At 54.1% G+C, this 18,202-nt stretch carries 12 protein-coding genes; 11 read left to right on the top strand and 1 reads right to left on the bottom strand.

The genetic code is table 11. The features are described from left to right. The first annotated feature begins 223 nt into the window (after positions 1-223). From G549_RS21940 to G549_RS0114400, 9 genes are all read left to right on the top strand, one after another. Positions 224-1,117, top strand: a complete 894-nt coding sequence (locus G549_RS21940; RefSeq protein WP_169449661.1) for an ImuA family protein — start codon at positions 224-226, stop codon at positions 1,115-1,117. Beyond that, positions 999-2,591 (top strand): Y-family DNA polymerase, encoded by a 1,593-nt coding sequence (locus G549_RS0114435; protein WP_169449660.1) that lies wholly within the window; start codon positions 999-1,001, stop codon positions 2,589-2,591. The genes G549_RS21940 and G549_RS0114435 overlap by 119 nt, the downstream gene beginning before the upstream one ends. After that, positions 2,588-5,974 carry an error-prone DNA polymerase gene (locus G549_RS0114430; RefSeq protein ID WP_027835610.1) on the top strand — a complete coding sequence of 1,129 codons (3,387 nt, stop codon included), beginning with the start codon at positions 2,588-2,590 and terminating at the stop codon, positions 5,972-5,974. The genes G549_RS0114435 and G549_RS0114430 overlap by 4 nt, the downstream gene beginning before the upstream one ends. Before the next feature lie 230 nt (positions 5,975-6,204). Next, entirely contained in the window at positions 6,205-6,921 is a 717-nt protein-coding gene (locus G549_RS20515; protein ID WP_036222978.1) for a TetR family transcriptional regulator, read from the top strand. A gap of 10 nt (positions 6,922-6,931) precedes the next feature. After that, a complete protein-coding gene (locus tag G549_RS0114420; protein WP_027835609.1) occupies positions 6,932-9,367 on the top strand; it encodes a GcvT family protein in 2,436 nt (811 codons plus the stop codon). Next, positions 9,364-10,617 (top strand): sarcosine oxidase subunit beta family protein, encoded by a 1,254-nt coding sequence (locus G549_RS0114415; protein ID WP_027835608.1) that lies wholly within the window; start codon positions 9,364-9,366, stop codon positions 10,615-10,617. Before G549_RS0114420 ends, G549_RS0114415 begins: the two co-directional genes overlap by 4 nt. Before the next feature lie 12 nt (positions 10,618-10,629). Continuing rightward, positions 10,630-10,932: a sarcosine oxidase subunit delta gene (locus tag G549_RS0114410; RefSeq protein ID WP_027835607.1), complete on the top strand. Its 303-nt coding sequence runs from the start codon at positions 10,630-10,632 to the stop codon at positions 10,930-10,932. Further along, complete coding sequence (locus G549_RS0114405; RefSeq protein WP_036222976.1) at positions 10,929-13,904, top strand: sarcosine oxidase subunit alpha; 2,976 nt, start codon at positions 10,929-10,931, stop codon at positions 13,902-13,904. Before G549_RS0114410 ends, G549_RS0114405 begins: the two co-directional genes overlap by 4 nt. After that, positions 13,894-14,469, top strand: a complete 576-nt coding sequence (locus G549_RS0114400) for a sarcosine oxidase subunit gamma (protein WP_051213896.1) — start codon at positions 13,894-13,896, stop codon at positions 14,467-14,469. The genes G549_RS0114405 and G549_RS0114400 overlap by 11 nt, the downstream gene beginning before the upstream one ends. Positions 14,470-14,478: 9 nt before the next feature. Here G549_RS0114400 and G549_RS20510 read toward each other — a convergent pair whose 3' ends face one another. Continuing rightward, positions 14,479-15,480 carry a GlxA family transcriptional regulator gene (locus G549_RS20510; protein ID WP_036222973.1) on the bottom strand — a complete coding sequence of 334 codons (1,002 nt, stop codon included), beginning with the start codon at positions 15,478-15,480 and terminating at the stop codon, positions 14,479-14,481. 305 nt (positions 15,481-15,785) lie between these two features. On the opposite strand from G549_RS20510, the gene G549_RS0114390 reads away from it, so the two are divergent. Next, positions 15,786-17,501, top strand: coding sequence for a formate--tetrahydrofolate ligase (locus G549_RS0114390; RefSeq protein WP_036222965.1), 1,716 nt, complete (start codon positions 15,786-15,788; stop codon positions 17,499-17,501). Between the two features lie 17 nt (positions 17,502-17,518). Then, positions 17,519-18,202: a corrinoid protein gene (locus tag G549_RS0114385; RefSeq protein ID WP_027835603.1), complete on the top strand. Its 684-nt coding sequence runs from the start codon at positions 17,519-17,521 to the stop codon at positions 18,200-18,202.

Raw genomic sequence — 18,202 nt, 5'->3', positions numbered from 1 at the left:
TGGTAACCACGCGACATTGCGCGGGTATAAAATGTTGCCTTTTCCGGTGCCGTCGGTCCGTCGGGACTTTCAATAGCGTCAAGAATTGCGAGGTCGTTTGCGGCGTTTTGCACGGCGCTCACTGCCCATCTTGACTTGACAAAAAGAACAAAAAGTGAACATTTAAGGAGTCTAGCGGCGTAAAGCCACTTTTATGAGTCTTGAAGTGAGGTGGATGATGCGCATGGACAAAAAGGAAAAGTTTTTGCAATTACAGCAAAAGCTGCGCCAGATTGAGCAATCAAATATGCAGGCCCATGGGCTGCATGCTTATACCGATACCAGCATACCATCTGGGTTGAAGCCTGCGAATGATCAGGCAGCTCCCCGCCAGCCATTTTCGCTGCCGCCCCTGCCGCTGCAGCGGCGTGACCCTTTATTGCAATGGTGGCGGCAAGCCTATTCGTCAGACATTTTAAAACGGCCAACAGTGCATGAGATCTATCCCAAAACTTATGGGGACATGGCCAGTTTAAGCTTTATCTTGCTGACCCTTAAAATGATGCTGCAAGACACCAAAACCAAAAGCCCGATCATATGGTGTGAGCCCCGATATCACATGCGGGATTTAGGCCATTTATATGCCCCCGGCTTATTGGATTTTGGCCTTGATCCCGGCCAATTTATCTTTGTGAAACCCAGCAGTGAGCAGGACATATTGTGGGCGCTGGAAGAGGCCGCCAACAGCAAGAGTTTTGCGGCGATCGTTGGCTATGCCCAAGACCCCACATTCACGCAAACGCGCCGGTTGTCGCTGGCCTGTCAAAAGGGCGCCACCCCTCTATTTTTACATCGGCCTCACCATTGCCATGGGACCAGCACGGCGTTTTCTCGCTGGCAAATTGAAAGCCAACCCAGCGCCACAAATCCACTTGATGCGCGGGCACCGGGCACCCGCAAGATTCAAGCGCACCTGGTGCGTGCGCGTACAGGCCAAACCGGTTCATGGAGCCTTGAATATGAAACCACGTCGTATCCTTTGTATATGGTTTCCCAACCTGCCAATCGAACATTTGCGGATCGCGTGGCGGCAAAACCGCGCGAACATCTCCAACCCGGATTTGCAGGCGGCGAATAAAGCACAAAAAGGGAAAAAGCCTTTTGCGTTGATCGCGCAGAACACGGCGGGCATTCATATTGTGGCGGTGAATGACGAGGCTCGGGAGATGGGGGTTTATCCTTCCATGCGCCTCACCGATGCCAAAGCGCTTTGCCATCAATTGGAGGCGCTTTTTCATAATCCCGCATCAGATCGTGCGCTTTTAAATCAACGTGCGGCCTGGTTGAAAAGTTTTTCGCCCATTGTTGTGCCGCGCGATGCAAACACCATTTTTTTGGACATCACAGGCTGCGATCACCTGTTTGGCGGTGAACAAAAAATGCTCACCCAAATTGCGGCCTCTTTAAAAACCATGGGACATAAGGTTCGACTTGGTTTGGGGGACAATATCGGGGCGGCCTGGGCTGTGGCGCATTATGCGCCCAGTGCCCTCACCATCCTGCCGCCAAATGAAGCCCGGCAAGGCTTGGCACCGCTGCCTGTGGAGGCATTACGGCTGCATAAGGAGCATGCAAATGCGCTTTATCATTTAGGATTTAAAAAGATCGGTCAGCTTTTTGAACTGCCAAGAGCGGCGCTTTATCGTCGTTTTCCTGATGTGGAACAGGGCGAAGCCGTGCTCAAAAGATTAGAGCAAGCCTTGGGGCAGCAAGAAGAGCCGCTAACACATATCGAGGGACAGCCAGACCTTCGTTTCACCGCAGCGCCAGTCGAGCCTTTGATTGATCAGGCCAATATCGAACAGCATTTTTATCAGCTGTTGGATCAGCTTTTTGCTGTGTTGGATCAGGCGCAACAAGGGGTGCTGCATCTCTGCCTTGATTTGTTTTACAGCGACGGCAAGGTGAAAAATCTTGCCATTAGACTGGCACAGCCCACCCGATCTAAGGCGCATGTGAAGCGCCTGTTGGATGAAAAGATCAACGATATAGATCCCGGTTTTGGCATTGATGCTTTGATTTTGACGGCCAACAAGATTGGCGATCTTGCCCCCAGCCAATTGCAACTGGACAGCCATAAAAACACAAAAAGGCAGGACCATAATGTGGCGTCATTACTGGACCGATTGGCCAACCGATTGGGGCAGGGCACGGTTTATTGCCTGTCGCCTGTTGAAAGCCATTTGCCGGAAAAGTCACAAAAAAAGGCGCATCCGTTAAAGGGGCAGAAATGGCACGATTGGCCCTTGGCCTCGCGCCGTCCCACCACCTTATTGGCGACGCCTGAGCCAATCAAAGTTGCGTTGATGCAAAGCAGCGATATGCCTTTGCATTTTATTTGGCGTAAATTGCTCCATCAGATCATTTATGCGCAGGGGCCGGAACGTATTTTGCCCGAATGGTGGGATGATCTAGCAGGGCGCCGGCTGCCGCGCGATTATTATGAAATAGAGGACCAGGCAGGGCTGCGCTTTTGGGTCTATCGTGAACATCCCCACAAAATGTCACCGCAAGAAGATCTCTCATGGTGGCTGCATGGGGTTTACGCATGAGCGCTTATGCAGAGCTACAAGCCACCTCAAATTTTTCGTTTCTACGCGGCGGATCGCATCCCAGCGAATTGGTGGCCACCAGTTACCTTAAGGGGCAAAGCGCCATCGCGATCACAGACCGCAATAGTTTTGCCGGCATTGTGCGGGCCTATCGAGAAGCCAAGCATATTCGTGAGGGCGATGCGCACAATCACTTCCGGTTGATTGCAGGCGTGCGTCTTGATTTGGACGATGGCTATAGCCTGCTTGCTTACCCCAAAAACAGAGAAGCCTTTGGCCGTTTATGCACCTTGCTGTCCTTGGGTAAAATGCGGGCGGAAAAAGGAGAATGTCACCTCGATTTCGACGATGTGAAAGAGCATTGCGCTGGTAGTGTTTTTGCGCTGATCCCACCCAAAAATATCGGCGCTGCCGAAATGGACCGGATGCGGCATATGGTCAAAGCCCTGCCCAAGCCTGTTTATCTTGTCGCCAGCGCACTCTATCGCGGCGATGATCGGGCGCATATCGCCAGACTTGATAATATATCCAATCAACTGGGCACCCGCCTGCTGGCCAGCAATAATGTGCTGTATCACGAACCAGAACGCCGCGACCTGCAGGATGTGCTGACCTGTATTCGCGAGAAGAAAACAATCGATAAAGCAGGGTTTTTGTTGAGCGCCAATGCGGAACGCCACCTCAAAACACCTGAACAGATGACGCAGTTATTCAAGGGATATGCCCACGCATTGCAGGCAACGTTGGAAATTGCGCAGGCCTGTCAGTTTGATCTGAGTGAGCTTAAATATGAATATCCAGACGAGACTGTGCCCGAAGGTAAAACCCCGCAAGCCTATCTAGAAGAGATCGCGTGGGAGGGGGCGAAATGGCGCTACCCGGATGGGGTGCCGGAAAAGATCAAAATCAATATTCAAAGTGAATTGAAACTGATCGCCAAAAAGCAATATGCACCTTATTTCCTCACCGTTTATGACATTGTGAAATATGCCCGCACACCGCAGCCCGATAAGGGGCGGATGGATGAAATTTTATGCCAGGGGCGGGGGTCTGCCGCCAACTCCACAGTGTGTTATTGCCTCGGCATCACCTCGGTGGATCCTAATGAAATTGATCTGCTGTTTGAGCGGTTTATCACGGAAAACCGCAATGAGCCGCCAGACATTGATGTGGATTTTGAACATGAACGGCGCGAAGAAGTCATCCAATATATTTATGATCGTTTTGGCCGCCACCGGGCCGGGCTCACCGCCACGGTGATCACCTATCGGTCCCGATCTGCCATACGTGAAGTGGGCAAAGCCATGGGGCTAACCGAAGATCTCACCTCTGCCATGGCGTCCACCATTTGGGGCTCATGGGGCAGTGGCGGCGACAAGCATTTGAGTGAATCCGGGTTGGATTTTTCTGATCCCTACCTCATTAAAGTGGTGGAATTAACGCGCGAACTGATCGGCTTCCCGCGCCATTTGTCCCAACATGTGGGCGGCTTTGTGCTGACCCAAAGACCGCTGATTGAAACGGTGCCCATCGGCAATGCCGCCATGGATGATCGGACTTTTATTGAGTGGGATAAGGATGACATTGACGTGCTGGGCATCCTAAAGGTCGACATTCTGGCCTTGGGCATGTTGACGTGTATCCGCAAGGCATTCGACTTGCTGCGCGCCCATTATGGTATCGACCATAATCTGGCATCCATCCCCCACGATGATCAGCAGGTTTATGACATGATTTGCCGGGCCGATACGTTGGGCACCTTTCAAGTTGAAAGCCGGGCGCAGATGAGCATGTTGCCCCGGCTGAAACCGCGCAAATTTTATGATCTGGTGATTGAGGTGGCGATTGTGCGCCCCGGCCCGATTCAGGGCGATATGGTGCACCCTTATTTGCGACGACGTAAAGGGATTGAACCCATCGAAATGCCGTCGCCCGCGCCTGAACATGGGCCACCCGATGAGCTGTCGCGTATTTTGAAAAAAACCATGGGTGTACCTCTGTTTCAAGAACAGGCCATGCGCATCGCCATGGAAGCCGCCAAGTTCAGCCCAAGTGAGCTGGACGAGCTGCGCCATGCCATGGCCACTTTCCGTCGGTCGGGCACCATTCATACATTGGAAGAGCGCATGGTCGAACGAATGGTGGCGCGAGGATATGACCGCGACTTTGCCCAGCGTTGCTTTAATCAGATTAAGGGCTTTTCTGAATATGGCTTCCCTGAAAGTCATTCGGCCAGCTTTTCATTGCTGGTTTATGTGTCATGTTGGCTGAAGCATCATCACCCGGAAATTTTTGCGGCGGCCCTGCTCAATGCGCAACCGATGGGGTTTTATGCACCTGCCCAAATTGTGCGTGATGCCAAAGAGCATAATGTTGAAATTTTGCCTGCGGATGTGAACCATTCTGAATGGGATTATACGCTCGAACCCATTGAAAATTACCCCGAGACCACAGCTAAAGAACCAAAGCCAGTTGCGCCGGAACATTGGGGCAAAGCGATCAATCAAAACTCTAAATTATGGGCGGCGCTTTATCCCAAGCCCAAATGGGCCATCAGGGTTGGATTGCGGCAAATTGATGGGTTCCACAAACAATATGCCGAGCAAGTGCTGGCGGCACGACAGCAAAAACCCTTTACCACAATTGAGGACCTTCACCACCGCGCAGGCTTGCGGTTGTTTGATGTGGAACGGTTGGCCGATGCAGATACATTACGCTCCATTGGTATGGATCGGCGGCAGGCCAAATGGGCGGCGCGCGCCCTGACGCCTGCCAAACCACTGCCTTTGTTTGATCACGCCAAAGCACCTGAACAGCAACAGGAAAAAGAAACCCAGCTGCCGCAATTGCGCTTGTCTGAACAAGTTTTTGCCGATTATCAATTCACCCGCTTTTCTTTAAAAGCACACCCGCTTTCATTCCTACGTGAAGAGTTGCAACAGCGTCGTCTTGTAACGGCACAAGAGATCAGAAAATTAAACAATAATCGCTGGGCCAGCACGGCAGGGGTGGTGTTGGTGCGTCAACGGCCAGGCACAGCCAAAGGTGTCGTTTTCGTAACGCTGGAGGATGAAACAGGGGTCACCAATATCATCGTGTGGAAAAAGGTTTTGGAGAAATATCGAAAAGTGGTGATGGGCGCAAAACTGATTGAAGTGCATGGACAAGTGCAAACAGAAGATAATGTTTTGCATTTGATTGCACGCAAATTGATTGACCGCACAAACTGGCTGGAAAAATTGTCCGATGGTTTTGTGCGCCCCGCCTATGCGCCCGCAGATGAAGTGGTCTCAAACGTGGAATATGATAGCCGCGTAAAACCTGACACGGCTCGGCATCCGCGAAATGTCCGCGTTATCCCCCGCTCCCGCGACTTCCATTAGGCGCAGAGGCATCCGAACCCGTCGGCATTGGGCAGTTGCTCTCGCTGTCGGGTCCTGAGCATAATTGCGCCAGTCAACGGTCAGCTCACAATGAGCGCTACGGTAGGTGCTAAACAGAGCGACTTGATGCCCACCAAACAAATGTAGGCGACTATGGATTGACACTGCAAATAGTTGGTCATAAGCTGACTAACTAATCAGTTAGTGGTCAAAGGCCGCGCTGAGCAGCCATGAGCAGGGTGGTGGGCAATATGGATCAGCCAGGTAAAAACGCGAGCATCGCAAGGGATACGCCGCAAGCGATTATCGATGGCGTGCTCTCGGTGATGGCAAAGGAAGGCATCGCCAACCTCACCACCAAACTGGTCTCCAAACGCGCGGGCGTGTCGACCGCCTCAATCCACTATTTCTTCGATACCAAGGATGCGCTGATTTATCAGGCCTTCCTCTATATGGTGCGCACCCTGCGTGAAGAGACAATTGCGATCCGGCGCACCGAGCCTGATCCGCTCAAGCGGATTGCGCGCTCGCTCGAAGTGCATTTCAGCCCATTTCACTTTATGGCCGATATTTCGATCATATGGCCGCAATTCTGGGCCTATTCCGGCGCCGACAAAAGCGTTGCCCGGCTGATGCACATTTTTAGCAGCAGAATGATTTCAAACAGCACAGCAGATTTGCGCGAACTGGGTTTTTCGCGCGCCGCCGCCCGCATGAAAGCCATTGAGCTGAGTGCATTGCAGCGCGGATTGTGGATCGAGCGCCGCTTGGCGCTGAGCGTACGACAAGAGGAATGTTGGCGGATTTTGGAAACAGCCTTAGCCGCCATCGCAAAGGAAACCGGCCGGACGGCCCCCAAGTTCAATGCAAAGACCAATGCAATGGACCGCCCGGATTCTTCTACTGGCTCTCAACAAAAGGCAGCGGACCATGACCAATCAAAATAGCGAGCAGGCCCTGCCGTCATCGGCACGGGCTGTGGTGATCGGCGGCGGGGTCGTCGGTGTTTCAACACTTTATCATTTGGCGAAAAAGGGATGGACCGATGTCATCCTGATCGAACGGAAGGAGCTGACATCTGGCTCCACATGGCATGCTGCCGGGCTGCTGCCGCTGTTCAATATGAGCTATTCCGTGGGCCAGTTGCATAAATATTCGGTGGATCTATATGGACGCCTTGGCGCCGAGGTCGGCATGGATGTGGGCCTGAGCACGGTTTCAAACATTCGCCTCGCCACCAACCAGGACCGGATGGATGAATATCATCAATATGCGGGCGTCGCCCAAACCATCGGCGTGGACGTTGAATTTCTAACGCCAGACGAGGTCGTTGACCTATGGCCTTTGGCGGTCAAGGATGATCTCGTCGGTGCCATTCGCCATCCAAATGATGGCTATGTGCAACCTGCTGATCTCACCCAAGCGCTCGCCCGCGGCGCGCGGTCCATGGGCGCTAAAATCCACCGCTACACGACCGTGAACGGCATTAGTCAGGCAGCGAATGGCGAATGGACAATCGAAACCGACAAGGGGTCGGTAACCTGCGAACATGTCATCTCTTGCACAGGGAACTTTGCCCGCCAGACCGGGGCTATGGTTGGTCTCGATATTCCTGTTGTTCCCGTGGAGCACCAATTTATCGTGACGGAGCCTCATCCAGCGATCCTCGAGCGGCGCGAAAAAGGATTGCCTGAAATGGGCGTGCTGCGTGAATCTGATGGGTCATGGTATATGCGCGAAGAGGCGGGAGGGCTTTTGCTTGGGCCTTACGAAGCCGGGGCGCCAGCTTGCTATGTAGATGGGCCGGATGCCCAGAGCGAATATGAACTGTTTCAAGAAGATGTCGAGCGCCTGATGCCGCACATCGAGTCGGCGTTCCGCCGCGTACCCATTTTCGAAGAGCTCGGCATCAAGAAAGTCTATAATGGCGCGATTGCCTATACGCCGGATGGCAACCCGATTGTTGGACCCGCATGGGACAAAAAGAATTTCTGGCTGAGCGAAGGCCACAGCTTCGGCATCACCGCAGCGGGCGGTGCGGGCTGGCAGCTTGCTGAATGGATTGTTGAAGGCACACCAAGCGTTGATATGCTCGGTGTTGATCCGCGCAGATTTGGGGATTACGCCACAAAATCATACCTCATCAAGAAAAACGAGGAAGCGTACGATCACGTTTTCAAAGTGCATTATCCGGATGAAGAGCGCGGCGCGGCGCGGCCATTGCGGACCTCACCTTGCTATGACCGGATGAAGGAGAAAGGCGCCGTTTTTGGTCAATTGTTTGGCTGGGAACGACCAAACTGGTTCGCGCCTGAAGGTGTGCCGCAGGAAGATGATTGGTCATTCCGTCGCTCCAAATGGTTTGAACATGTGGGCAATGAATGTCGCAATGTGGCAGAAAATGTCGGCTTGTTGGACATGACCGCATTTGCCAAGGCGCGCATAAGCGGGCCGGGCGCCGAAGCGTTTCTGGATCGAATTTTGGCGAACCGTTTGCCGAAAAAGATCGGGCGGGTTGGCTTGCTGCATGGGCTAACGCCACTCGGCGGCGTGCATTCCGAATTTACGGTGCAACGCGAAGGGCCGGACAGCTTTTATGTCGTGTCGGCAGGTGCCTGGCAGCGGCTTGACCATGATTGGCTGAAAAAACAAATGCCGACAGATGGCTCCGTGCAATTCCAAAACCTTACCGGCGCTATGGGCGTTCTTGTGGTCGCCGGGCCAAAGGCGCGCGATTTGCTGCAGCCCATTTGCGGTGCGGATCTGTCCAATGAAGCTTTCCCATGGCTCACAGGGCAGGAGACCTCAATTGGCCATGCGCCGGTCAAACTGCTGCGCGTCAATTTTGTTGGCGAGCTGGGATGGGAAATCCACCATCCGATCGAATATCAAAATCATATTTTTGATGCGATCTTTAAAAATGGCGATGCCCATGGCCTTAAACCGTTTGGCATCCGCGCCATGAATAATTTGCGGCTTGAGAAATCATACCGCCTCGTCGGCACGGAAATGTCGATTGAATATTCGGCCTATGAGTCAGGCTTGGATCGCTTTATCGCGTTGAAGAAGGGCGACTTTGTCGGCAAAGACAATCTGATCGCATGGAAAGAACGTGGCGCGAAGAACGCGTTCGCCACGCTTGAGGTGATAGGGTGTGAAGATGCCGATGTCATCGGCAATAACCCGATCTACCTTGATGGCGAAGTTGTGGGCCGGGCGACAGGGGGTGGATTTGGGTTCCGTCTCAATAAGTCCCTCGCACTCGCCATGGTTCGTCCAGATCTGGCTGAAACAGGTCAGGAGCTTGAGATTGAAATCCTGGGTCAGCGCTATAAGGCCGCTGTGCTGGAAGAAAGCCCCTATGATCCCACAAATGAAAGGTTGCGCTCGTGATCCGTTATTCTGCGCGCTCTCTTTTTGCCAATGCGCTCTCCGGCCATAAAAACTGGCCAGAGCAATGGCCTGATGCCCAGCCCAAAAGTGCCTATGATGTGGTCATCGTTGGCGCAGGTGGGCATGGCCTCGGCGCGGCCTATTATCTTGCCAGCAAATATGGCATCACCAATGTCGCCGTCATTGAAAAAGGCTGGCTCGGCGGCGGCAATACCGGGCGCAACACAACCATCATCCGCTCTAACTATCTTTATGATGAAAGCGCGCGGCTCTATGATCACGCGGTTGATCTGTGGGATGGGTTGTCGCAAGAGCTGAACTACAATGTGATGTTTTCCAAGCGCGGCGTTTTGATGTTGGCGCACAATGTGCACGACGTTCAAAGCTTTCAGCGTCATATCCACGCCAACCGATTGAACGGTGTTGATAATAAATGGATGACGCCGGAAGAATGCAAAGCCTTCTGTCCGCCGCTCGATATTTCCTCAGCCAAACGCTATCCGGTGATGGGCGGTGCCTTACAGCAGCGGGCCGGGGTTGCCCGCCACGATTCTGTGGCGTGGGGCTATGCCCGCGCGGCGGCGAAACTGGGCGTCGACATCATTCAAAATTGCGCTGTCACCGGCGTTCGGCGCGGGGCCGATGGTGCAGTGGAAGGCGTTGAAACGGAAAAAGGATTTATCGGCGCGAAGAAGATCGGCGTGTCTGCAGCTGGCAACTCATCCATCATAATGAATATGGCCGGGCTCGATTTTCCGCTGGAAAGCTACCCCTTGCAAGCGCTCGTATCGGAACCTGTGAAGCCGATTTTCCCTTGTGTGGTCATGTCCAATTCCGTGCATGCCTATATCAGCCAATCGGACAAAGGCGAGCTGGTGATTGGGGCGGGGACAGACCAATATGTGTCTTATAGCCAGCGGGGGGCGCTGCACATTGTCGAACACACGCTGGCCGCAATATGCGAAATTTTCCCGATCTTTAAACGCATGCGCATGCTACGCAGCTGGGGTGGCGTGGTCGATGTGACACCAGATCGTTCTTGTATTTTGGGCCGCACCCCGGTGCCCGGGCTTTACGTCAATTGTGGATGGGGCACAGGCGGTTTTAAAGCCACGCCCGGCGCAGCAGATTTGCTGGCCTACACCATCGCCAAAGATGAACCACACCCGATCAATGCGCCATTTACGTTGGAACGTTTTACAACGGGCCGCCTGATCGACGAAGCGGCAGCCGCCGCAGTAGCGCACTAGGGAGTTTTCGCCATGATGATGATTGAATGTCCCATTTGCAACGAAAAGCGGCCCGAATTGGAGTTCCGCTATGCGGGCGAGGCGCATATCGCGCGGCCGGAAAACCCATCCGCTTTAAGCGATGACGAATGGGCGAAATATCTATTCATACGCAACAATCCGCGCGGCACCCATTTCGAACGCTGGGTACATGCCCATGGGTGCGCCAAATTTTTCAATGCGGTACGCGACACGGTGAGCGACAAGTTTGTCATGACCTATAAATGCGGCGAACAACGACCCTCACCCGAAACCATCGCGGAGCGGTCATCATGAACAATTTTAGACGTGTTGGACGCGGCAGGGTCAATCAAAACGCACCAGTTGAATTCACTTTCGACGGGGCAACTTATCAAGGCTATGAGGGGGACACGCTCGCCTCGGCCTTGCTGGCCAATGGCGTGCATTTGGTGGGGCGCTCGTTCAAATATCACCGCCCGCGCGGCATCTTGGCGGCGGGATCAGACGAGGCAAATGCCCTTGTCGCCTTTGATCGGGGGCCGGGGCGTGTCACGCCCAATGTGCGGGCAACAACGCTGGAACTGTTCGACGGATTGACGGCACAAAGTCAGAACAATTGGCCCTCGCTCAAGTTTGATGTCACATCGCTCAATGATGTGTTTTCCGCTTTTTTCCCGGCCGGGTTTTACAACAAAACCTTCATGTGGCCGAAATCCTTCTGGGACAAAGTGTATGAACCGGTCATCCGCGCCACAGCAGGTTTGGGGCCAGCGCCAAAGGCAGAAGACCCCGATAAATATGAAGCCTGTTACGCCCATTGTGAAACGCTGATTGTTGGTGCAGGGCCAGCAGGTGTTGCAGCGGCGCTTGCGGCCGCCAAACAGGCGGGCCGTGTGATCCTTGTTGATGAGCAGGCCGAACCCGGCGGGTCACTCTTGTCCACGCCGGAGGCAATGATCGACGGCTTGCCCGCGGCAGACTGGCTGGCCCGTAGCTTGGATGAGCTGGAGAAGGCGGAAAATGTCACCTTGATGCCACGCACCACAGCGATCGGCTATTATCACGACAATTTCCTCGGTCTTGCCGAACGTCTAACTGACCATTTGAAAGATGGAGAAGCAGACGGGCCGCGCGAACGGTTGTACCGCGTGTGGGCCAAAAAAATCATACTTGCGACAGGCGCCATCGAACGGCCGTTGGTTTTCGCCGGAAATGACCGTCCCGGTGTTATGTTGGCTTCTGCCGCACAAACTTTTCTTAATCGCTACGGCGTGGCGGTGGGCGAACGCATCGCGTTGGTCACCAGCCATGATAGCGGCTATCAGGCTGCTTTCGATTTGGCAGATGCCAATAGCCAAATTGTGTCGATCATTGATTGCCGTCCTCAAGTCGATGAAAACTTGCAGGCAGAAGCGGAAAAACGCGGCATTGAAGTTCGCGTCGGGTGGACAGTGACGGCGACCGCCGGTCGTCATCGTGTGAGCAGTGTCACGACAAATAAGGTGAACGGAGATCAAGTTGATCCGAAGGGTGAAACCCTTTCGTGCGATGCGGTGATTATGTCGGGCGGCTGGACGCCCAGCGTACATCTTTGGTCCCATTCCAAGGGCTCGTTGAAATGGCGTGAAGACCTCGCTGCCTATGTGCCGGACCAAGCAAATGAAAATGCTGTTTGCGTCGGTGCTTGCAACGGCGATTTCGGGCTTGGCGTTGCACTTGAAACAGGCGCAAACGCAGGCGGTGGCAATGACAGTTTTGAAGTGGTTGAACCTGCACCATGGACTGGCGACGGGGCCTTGGAAATTTTGCCAACCCACCGCGACGAGTCACGCGTCAAAGCCTTTGTGGATTTTCAAAATGATGTGACCGCGAAAGACATCCGCTTGGCCGTGCGCGAAGGCTTCAAATCGATTGAGCATATTAAACGCTACACCACAACCGGCATGGCAACCGATCAGGGCAAAACATCAAACCTGAACGGGTTGCAAATTGCCTCGCGCGCGCTCAATCGCCCCGTCACGCAAGTGGGCCTGACCACATTTCGCCCGCCTTACACCCCAACCACGTTCGGTGCACTGGCGGGCAATAATGGCGGCGCAGCCTTTGATGTGGTGCGCAAAACATCGATTGATGGTTGGGCGGAGGAAAATGGCGCGGTTTTCGAGCCGGTCGCCTTGTGGCGGCGCGCGCGATATTTCCCCCAAAAGGGCGAGGATATGCATAAAGCCGTGGCCCGCGAATGCAAGGCGACGCGCGAGTCGTTGGGCATATTTGATGCATCCACGCTGGGCAAAATTGAAGTGGTTGGCCCAGATGCCGCCGAATTTATGAACCGCATGTACACCAACCCATGGACCAAATTAGGTGTCGGGCGTTGTCGCTACGGGCTGATGCTGGGCGAAGATGGCTACATCATGGATGATGGGGTAATCGGGCGACTGGCGGAAGATCGTTTCCATGTGACCACCACGACAGGTGGGGCACCGCGCGTTTTGGCGCATATGGAAGACTATTTACAAACAGAGTGGCCGGACCTTGATGTCTGGTTGACCTCCATCACCGAGCAATGGGCGGTAATTGCCCTGAACGGTCCCAATGCCCGCAAGCTGATTGAGCCGTTTGTTGAAGGGGTTGATCTGTCGCCAGACGCGTTCCCACACATGGCGGTGCGCGAATGTAAAGTGTGTGGCGTCGATGCGCGCCTGTTCCGCGTGAGCTTTAGTGGCGAGTTGGGCTTTGAGATCAACGTGCCTGCCCATTATGGCCGCGCCCTGTGGGAAATGCTTTATGAAGCCGGGAAGCAATATGACATCACGCCCTATGGCACCGAAGTCATGCACGTATTGCGGGCAGAGAAAGGCTTTATCATTGTCGGTCAGGACACGGACGGCACGGTTACGCCCTATGATGCGGGCATGTCTTGGGCCATCGGCAAAAAGAAAACCGACTTTGTGGGCATGCGATCGCTTGCGCGGCCTGACATTGTCGCCGAAGGGCGCAAACAATTGGTGGGCCTCAAAACCAGTGATCCAAAGACTGTGTTGGAAGAGGGGGCTCAAATTGTCATGACCCCGGACCAGCCCATCCCCATGGATATGGTCGGGCATGTCACTTCATCCTATTGGAGCGAGACATTGGGCTGCTCAGTCGCCCTGGCGCTTGTGGCTAACGGCCATGCGCTGAAGGGCGAAACCATTTATGTGCCGATGCCCGATAAAATGATCAAAGCAGAAATTGTCGAGACGATTTTCTACGATAAGCAAGGGGAGCGGCTCAATGTCATCTGATGCGACCAACAGCACCTTGGAAATGGATCAGGGCGTGACGATGGGCCAGAGCCTAGACCATCCTGGCCAATCTTTTACCGTCGAGCTTATGGGTGAAAAGTCTCGCTTCAGCCTCCGCTTGCGCGAAAGCAATGTGGCGGCTTTTGCCAAGGCAACTGGCCTGGCGCTGCCCACCAAGATCAACACAGTCTATCGTGACGATGATGCGCTTATCATGTGCTTGGCGCCGGACGAATGGTTGATCATCGCAGCACCCGAGGTTGGTGCGACACTTCAAGAGAAGTGCAAACGCCATACGGCATCGCCCTTCAGCCTTGTTGACGTGTCGCATCGCAACGTCGCGTTCCATATTGGTGGCGAGGGAGCAGCGCAGCTGATCAATGTGGGCTGTCCGCTTGATTTGGATTTGGCCACATTTCCGGTGGGCAAATGTACGCGCACCATTTTTGAGCGCGCGGAGATTGTGCTGTTTCGCGAAACAGAAACGATTTTTCACATCGAGATATGGCGATCATTTGCGCCGTACTTTCTCTCTGTGCTCTCCAATGGTGGCCAAGCCCAATAGGGAACGGCGCTAGGCAGTCCCGTGAGCATGGGAGGGCGACAGCACCAGAGAGTCTGAGCGTTCAGCTGAGGGCGATCGGCCAAAAAGCTCTTTATACGATTTGGCAAAATGCGAGGCGGACGTAAAGCCTGTTGCCACCGCAACTTGAATGATGGGCATTGTGGTTTGCGCAAGAAGGAGCTTGGCCCGATTGAGCCGAACTTCGAGATAATAGCGTGTCGGCGTTTTGCCGAGTTTGACCCGAAACAGTCGCTCAAGTTGTCGCACAGACACTTGCGTCGCCTCAGCAATGTCATTGATGGAGACAGGGGTCTCGATATAGGCCTCCATATGGGCAATCGCCGCAAGCAATTTGGGTTGATTTAGTCCCGTGCGGTGCTTGATGGGCATGCGTTGCGTATCGTGTGGCACGCGCACAAAATTATGCAACAACTGCTCCGCAACGCTGATGGCAAGTTCCCGGCCATGATCCTGTGCGATGCCGAAAATCATCATATCAAGCGGCGCTGTGCCGCCGGAACAAGTATATCGATTTCGATCGATTTCGAACAGCGTCGCGGTGATGTCGAGGTCAGGGAAGTTTTCGGCAAAGCCCTCCACATCTTCCCAATGGATCGTGCAGCGGTGCCCGTCGAGCAAACCTGCCCGCGCCAAAAGGTGACTGCCCGTGCACACACTGCCAATGGTCACGCCGGTGCGGGCATAATCGCGCAAAAGGCCAAGAAGGGCCGGGGTGCTATGGGCACCGGCCTGTAAACCCGCGCAAACGATCAAAGTGTCGACGGGTGGCTTTTCGGTCAGCGCCGCATCCGCCGCAACCCCAACACCGCTACTGGCATAAACAATGTCACCGTCAAGACTGATGATCTTCCATGAATAAAGCGTCCGTCCGCTCAACCTGTTGGCCGTACGCAAGGGTTCAATGGAGGACGTAAACGCCAACATTGAAAATTCGGGAACGAGCAAGAAACCGATTGTTTTAGGTTCCTTCTGGGCGTCCGTGCTGAACATCTTTCCTCCCCCAATCGCAAATCGAGCGCGATAATTTCGAACCCTGGAGCGATCGCAAAAACAATCGCTTAGCGTCGGCTACACGCACCAATCGTTCTGCATTTCCCAACGCATTATTCACCGCCAATTCGACAACGCCAAGCATTTTTGTGCCTCTATTTGTCGTTTTTTGAAGATTTGAAGTCGAATTTGGAACAGCCGCCAATTTGAAAAGAGATCATGATTTGTAGTCAGCGCGGGGTTTTTATCCAGCGACGGAGGCGCCGTAGACCACGGCGAAATTGACGAATAGGGAGGACGCGCTCATGGCATTGGACATCATGATCGAAGAGGAGTTGCCGCCCCCGGGATCCCCGGACATTGATATTGCGCGCGCGGCCAGCATGCGCCCCATCGTGGCGTTGGCTGAAGACCGCTTGGGCGTGCCCGCAGAAGCGCTCATCCCCTTCGGGCATTATAAGGCAAAGCTATCGCTGGATTATATTGCGTCCAAAGCGGAGGCGCCAAAAGGCAAGCTAGTTTTGGTAACCGCTGTTACCCCCACGCCCGCAGGCGAAGGCAAAACAACCACAAGTGTTGGCTTGAATGACGGGCTGAACCGCATTGGCCTGAACTCAATGGTGTGTCTGCGTGAACCCTCCCTGGGCCCATGCTTCGGCATGAAAGGCGGCGCAGCTGGTGGTGGTCGTGCGCAAGTCATCCCGATGGAGGATATCAATCTCCATTTTAATGGTGACTTCCACGCCATCACTTCAGCGCACAGCCTTCTGGCAGCAATCATCGACAACCATTTGCAGTGGGGCAATGAACAAGATATCGACCCGCGCCGCATAGTGTGGCGCCGTGTTGTCGACATGAATGACCGTGCACTTCGCAACATCAATGTCGGTCTTGGTGGTGTGGCCCATGGCATACCGCGCGAAACCGGCTTTGACATCACGGTCGCTTCTGAAATCATGGCTATTCTTTGCCTTGCGACGGACCTTGCTGATCTGCAGCGTCGCTTGGGCGATATTATCGTTGCGCGGCGGCATGATAAATCACCGGTGACCGCGCGAGACATTGAGGCCGATGGCGCGATGGCCGTGTTGCTGAAAGATGCGCTTCAGCCCAATCTGGTGCAAAGCATCGAGCACAACCCAGCCTTTATCCATGGCGGACCGTTCGCCAATATTGCCCACGGGTGCAATTCAGTTATGGCCACCAAGGCGGCGCTTTCGCTGTGCGATGTGGTGGTGACGGAAGCCGGGTTTGGCGCAGACCTTGGCGCAGAGAAATTCTTGGACATTAAGTGCAGACAGTCCGGACTGCGTCCGGATGCCGTTGTGCTCGTGGCGACAGTCCGTGCCTTGAAAATGCAAGGCGGCGTCGCGAAAAAAGACCTCGGCGACTCCAGCCCTGAAGCTGTTGAACGTGGCGTTGCGAACTTGCGGCGTCACATCGAAAATCTGCAAAAATTTGGCGTGACACCAATTGTGGCGCTCAATCATTTTGTTCTGGATAGCGATGAGGAAATCGCCGTTGTTCAGAAGGTTTGTGATGAGCTGGGCGCGCGTTGCACCGTGGCGAAGCACTGGGCCGAAGGCGGCGTTGGGGCGGAAGATCTTGCCCAAGCAGTCAAGGATCAATTGGATCAAGGCACGCCAGAAATCAACTTGCTTTATCCTGATGATGCACCGCTGAAAACGAAGGTTGAAACGGTGGCGCGTGAAATATACCGGGCGGCGCACGTTGACTTTAGCAGCGCGGCATCCCGTAGCCTCGATGAGTTTTCAAAGCTTGGATACGGCCATTTGCCGGTTTGCATCGCGAAAACCCAATATAGCTTTTCCACCAACCCCAAATCTACTGGTGCGCCGGAAGGCCACACGCTGGAAGTGCGCGAAGCGCGCCTCTCTGCGGGGGCTGGATTTGTCGTCATTGTATGCGGCGACATCATGACGATGCCCGGGCTGCCGAAGCGTCCCGCGGCGTTGGATATTGGCCTGGATGAAAACGGCGACATCGTCGGACTTGCATAGGAAGAGAGATAATAAAGATGAGTGACGACGAAATTGTCCTCCGCGAATTGAGCGACGATGACCTTGTCGAGCAGATGAAAGACGATCTGTATGACGGCATGGCCGACGAAGTGCTTGAAGGTACAAAAATCCTGCTTGAACGCGGGTGGGACGCCAATCAAGTTCTCAGCGATGCGCTTGTGGAAGGAATGCGGATTGTCGGCGTCGATTTTCGCGACGGCATTCTGTTTGTGCCAGAAGTGTTGCAATGCGCCCACGCCATGAAAGGCGGCATGGGGATATTGCGCCCCATCCTGTCCGCAACGGAGAATTCCGCAAAGATCGGGAAATATGTCATCGGCACGGTGAAGGGCGATATCCACGACATTGGCAAAAACCTCGTGGGCATGATGCTCGAAGGTGCGGGTTTCGAAGTGATCGATATTGGCATCAACAACCCTGTCGAGAATTATCTTGCGGCCATTGACGAACATGAGCCGACCGTACTTGGCATGTCAGCGCTGCTGACCACAACCATGCCCTATATGGGCGTGGTGATTGAAGAATTCGACAAGCGGGGCATTTTGAAAGAATTGCCCATCATGGTGGGCGGCGCACCGCTGAACCAGGAATTTGCCGATGCCATAAACGCAACCGCCTATGGCCGGGATGCCGCAAGAAGCGCTGAATTGGCGAAAGCCCTTGTCGGGAGGAACCACTAA

Origin of the sequence: Maritalea myrionectae DSM 19524 (genome assembly GCF_000423365.1) — a bacterium.
GTDB classification, from domain to species: Bacteria; Pseudomonadota; Alphaproteobacteria; order Rhizobiales; family Devosiaceae; genus Maritalea; species Maritalea myrionectae.
The sequence above is the reverse complement of the archived record's forward strand: the minus strand, read 5'-3'. Positions and strand labels throughout refer to the sequence as shown.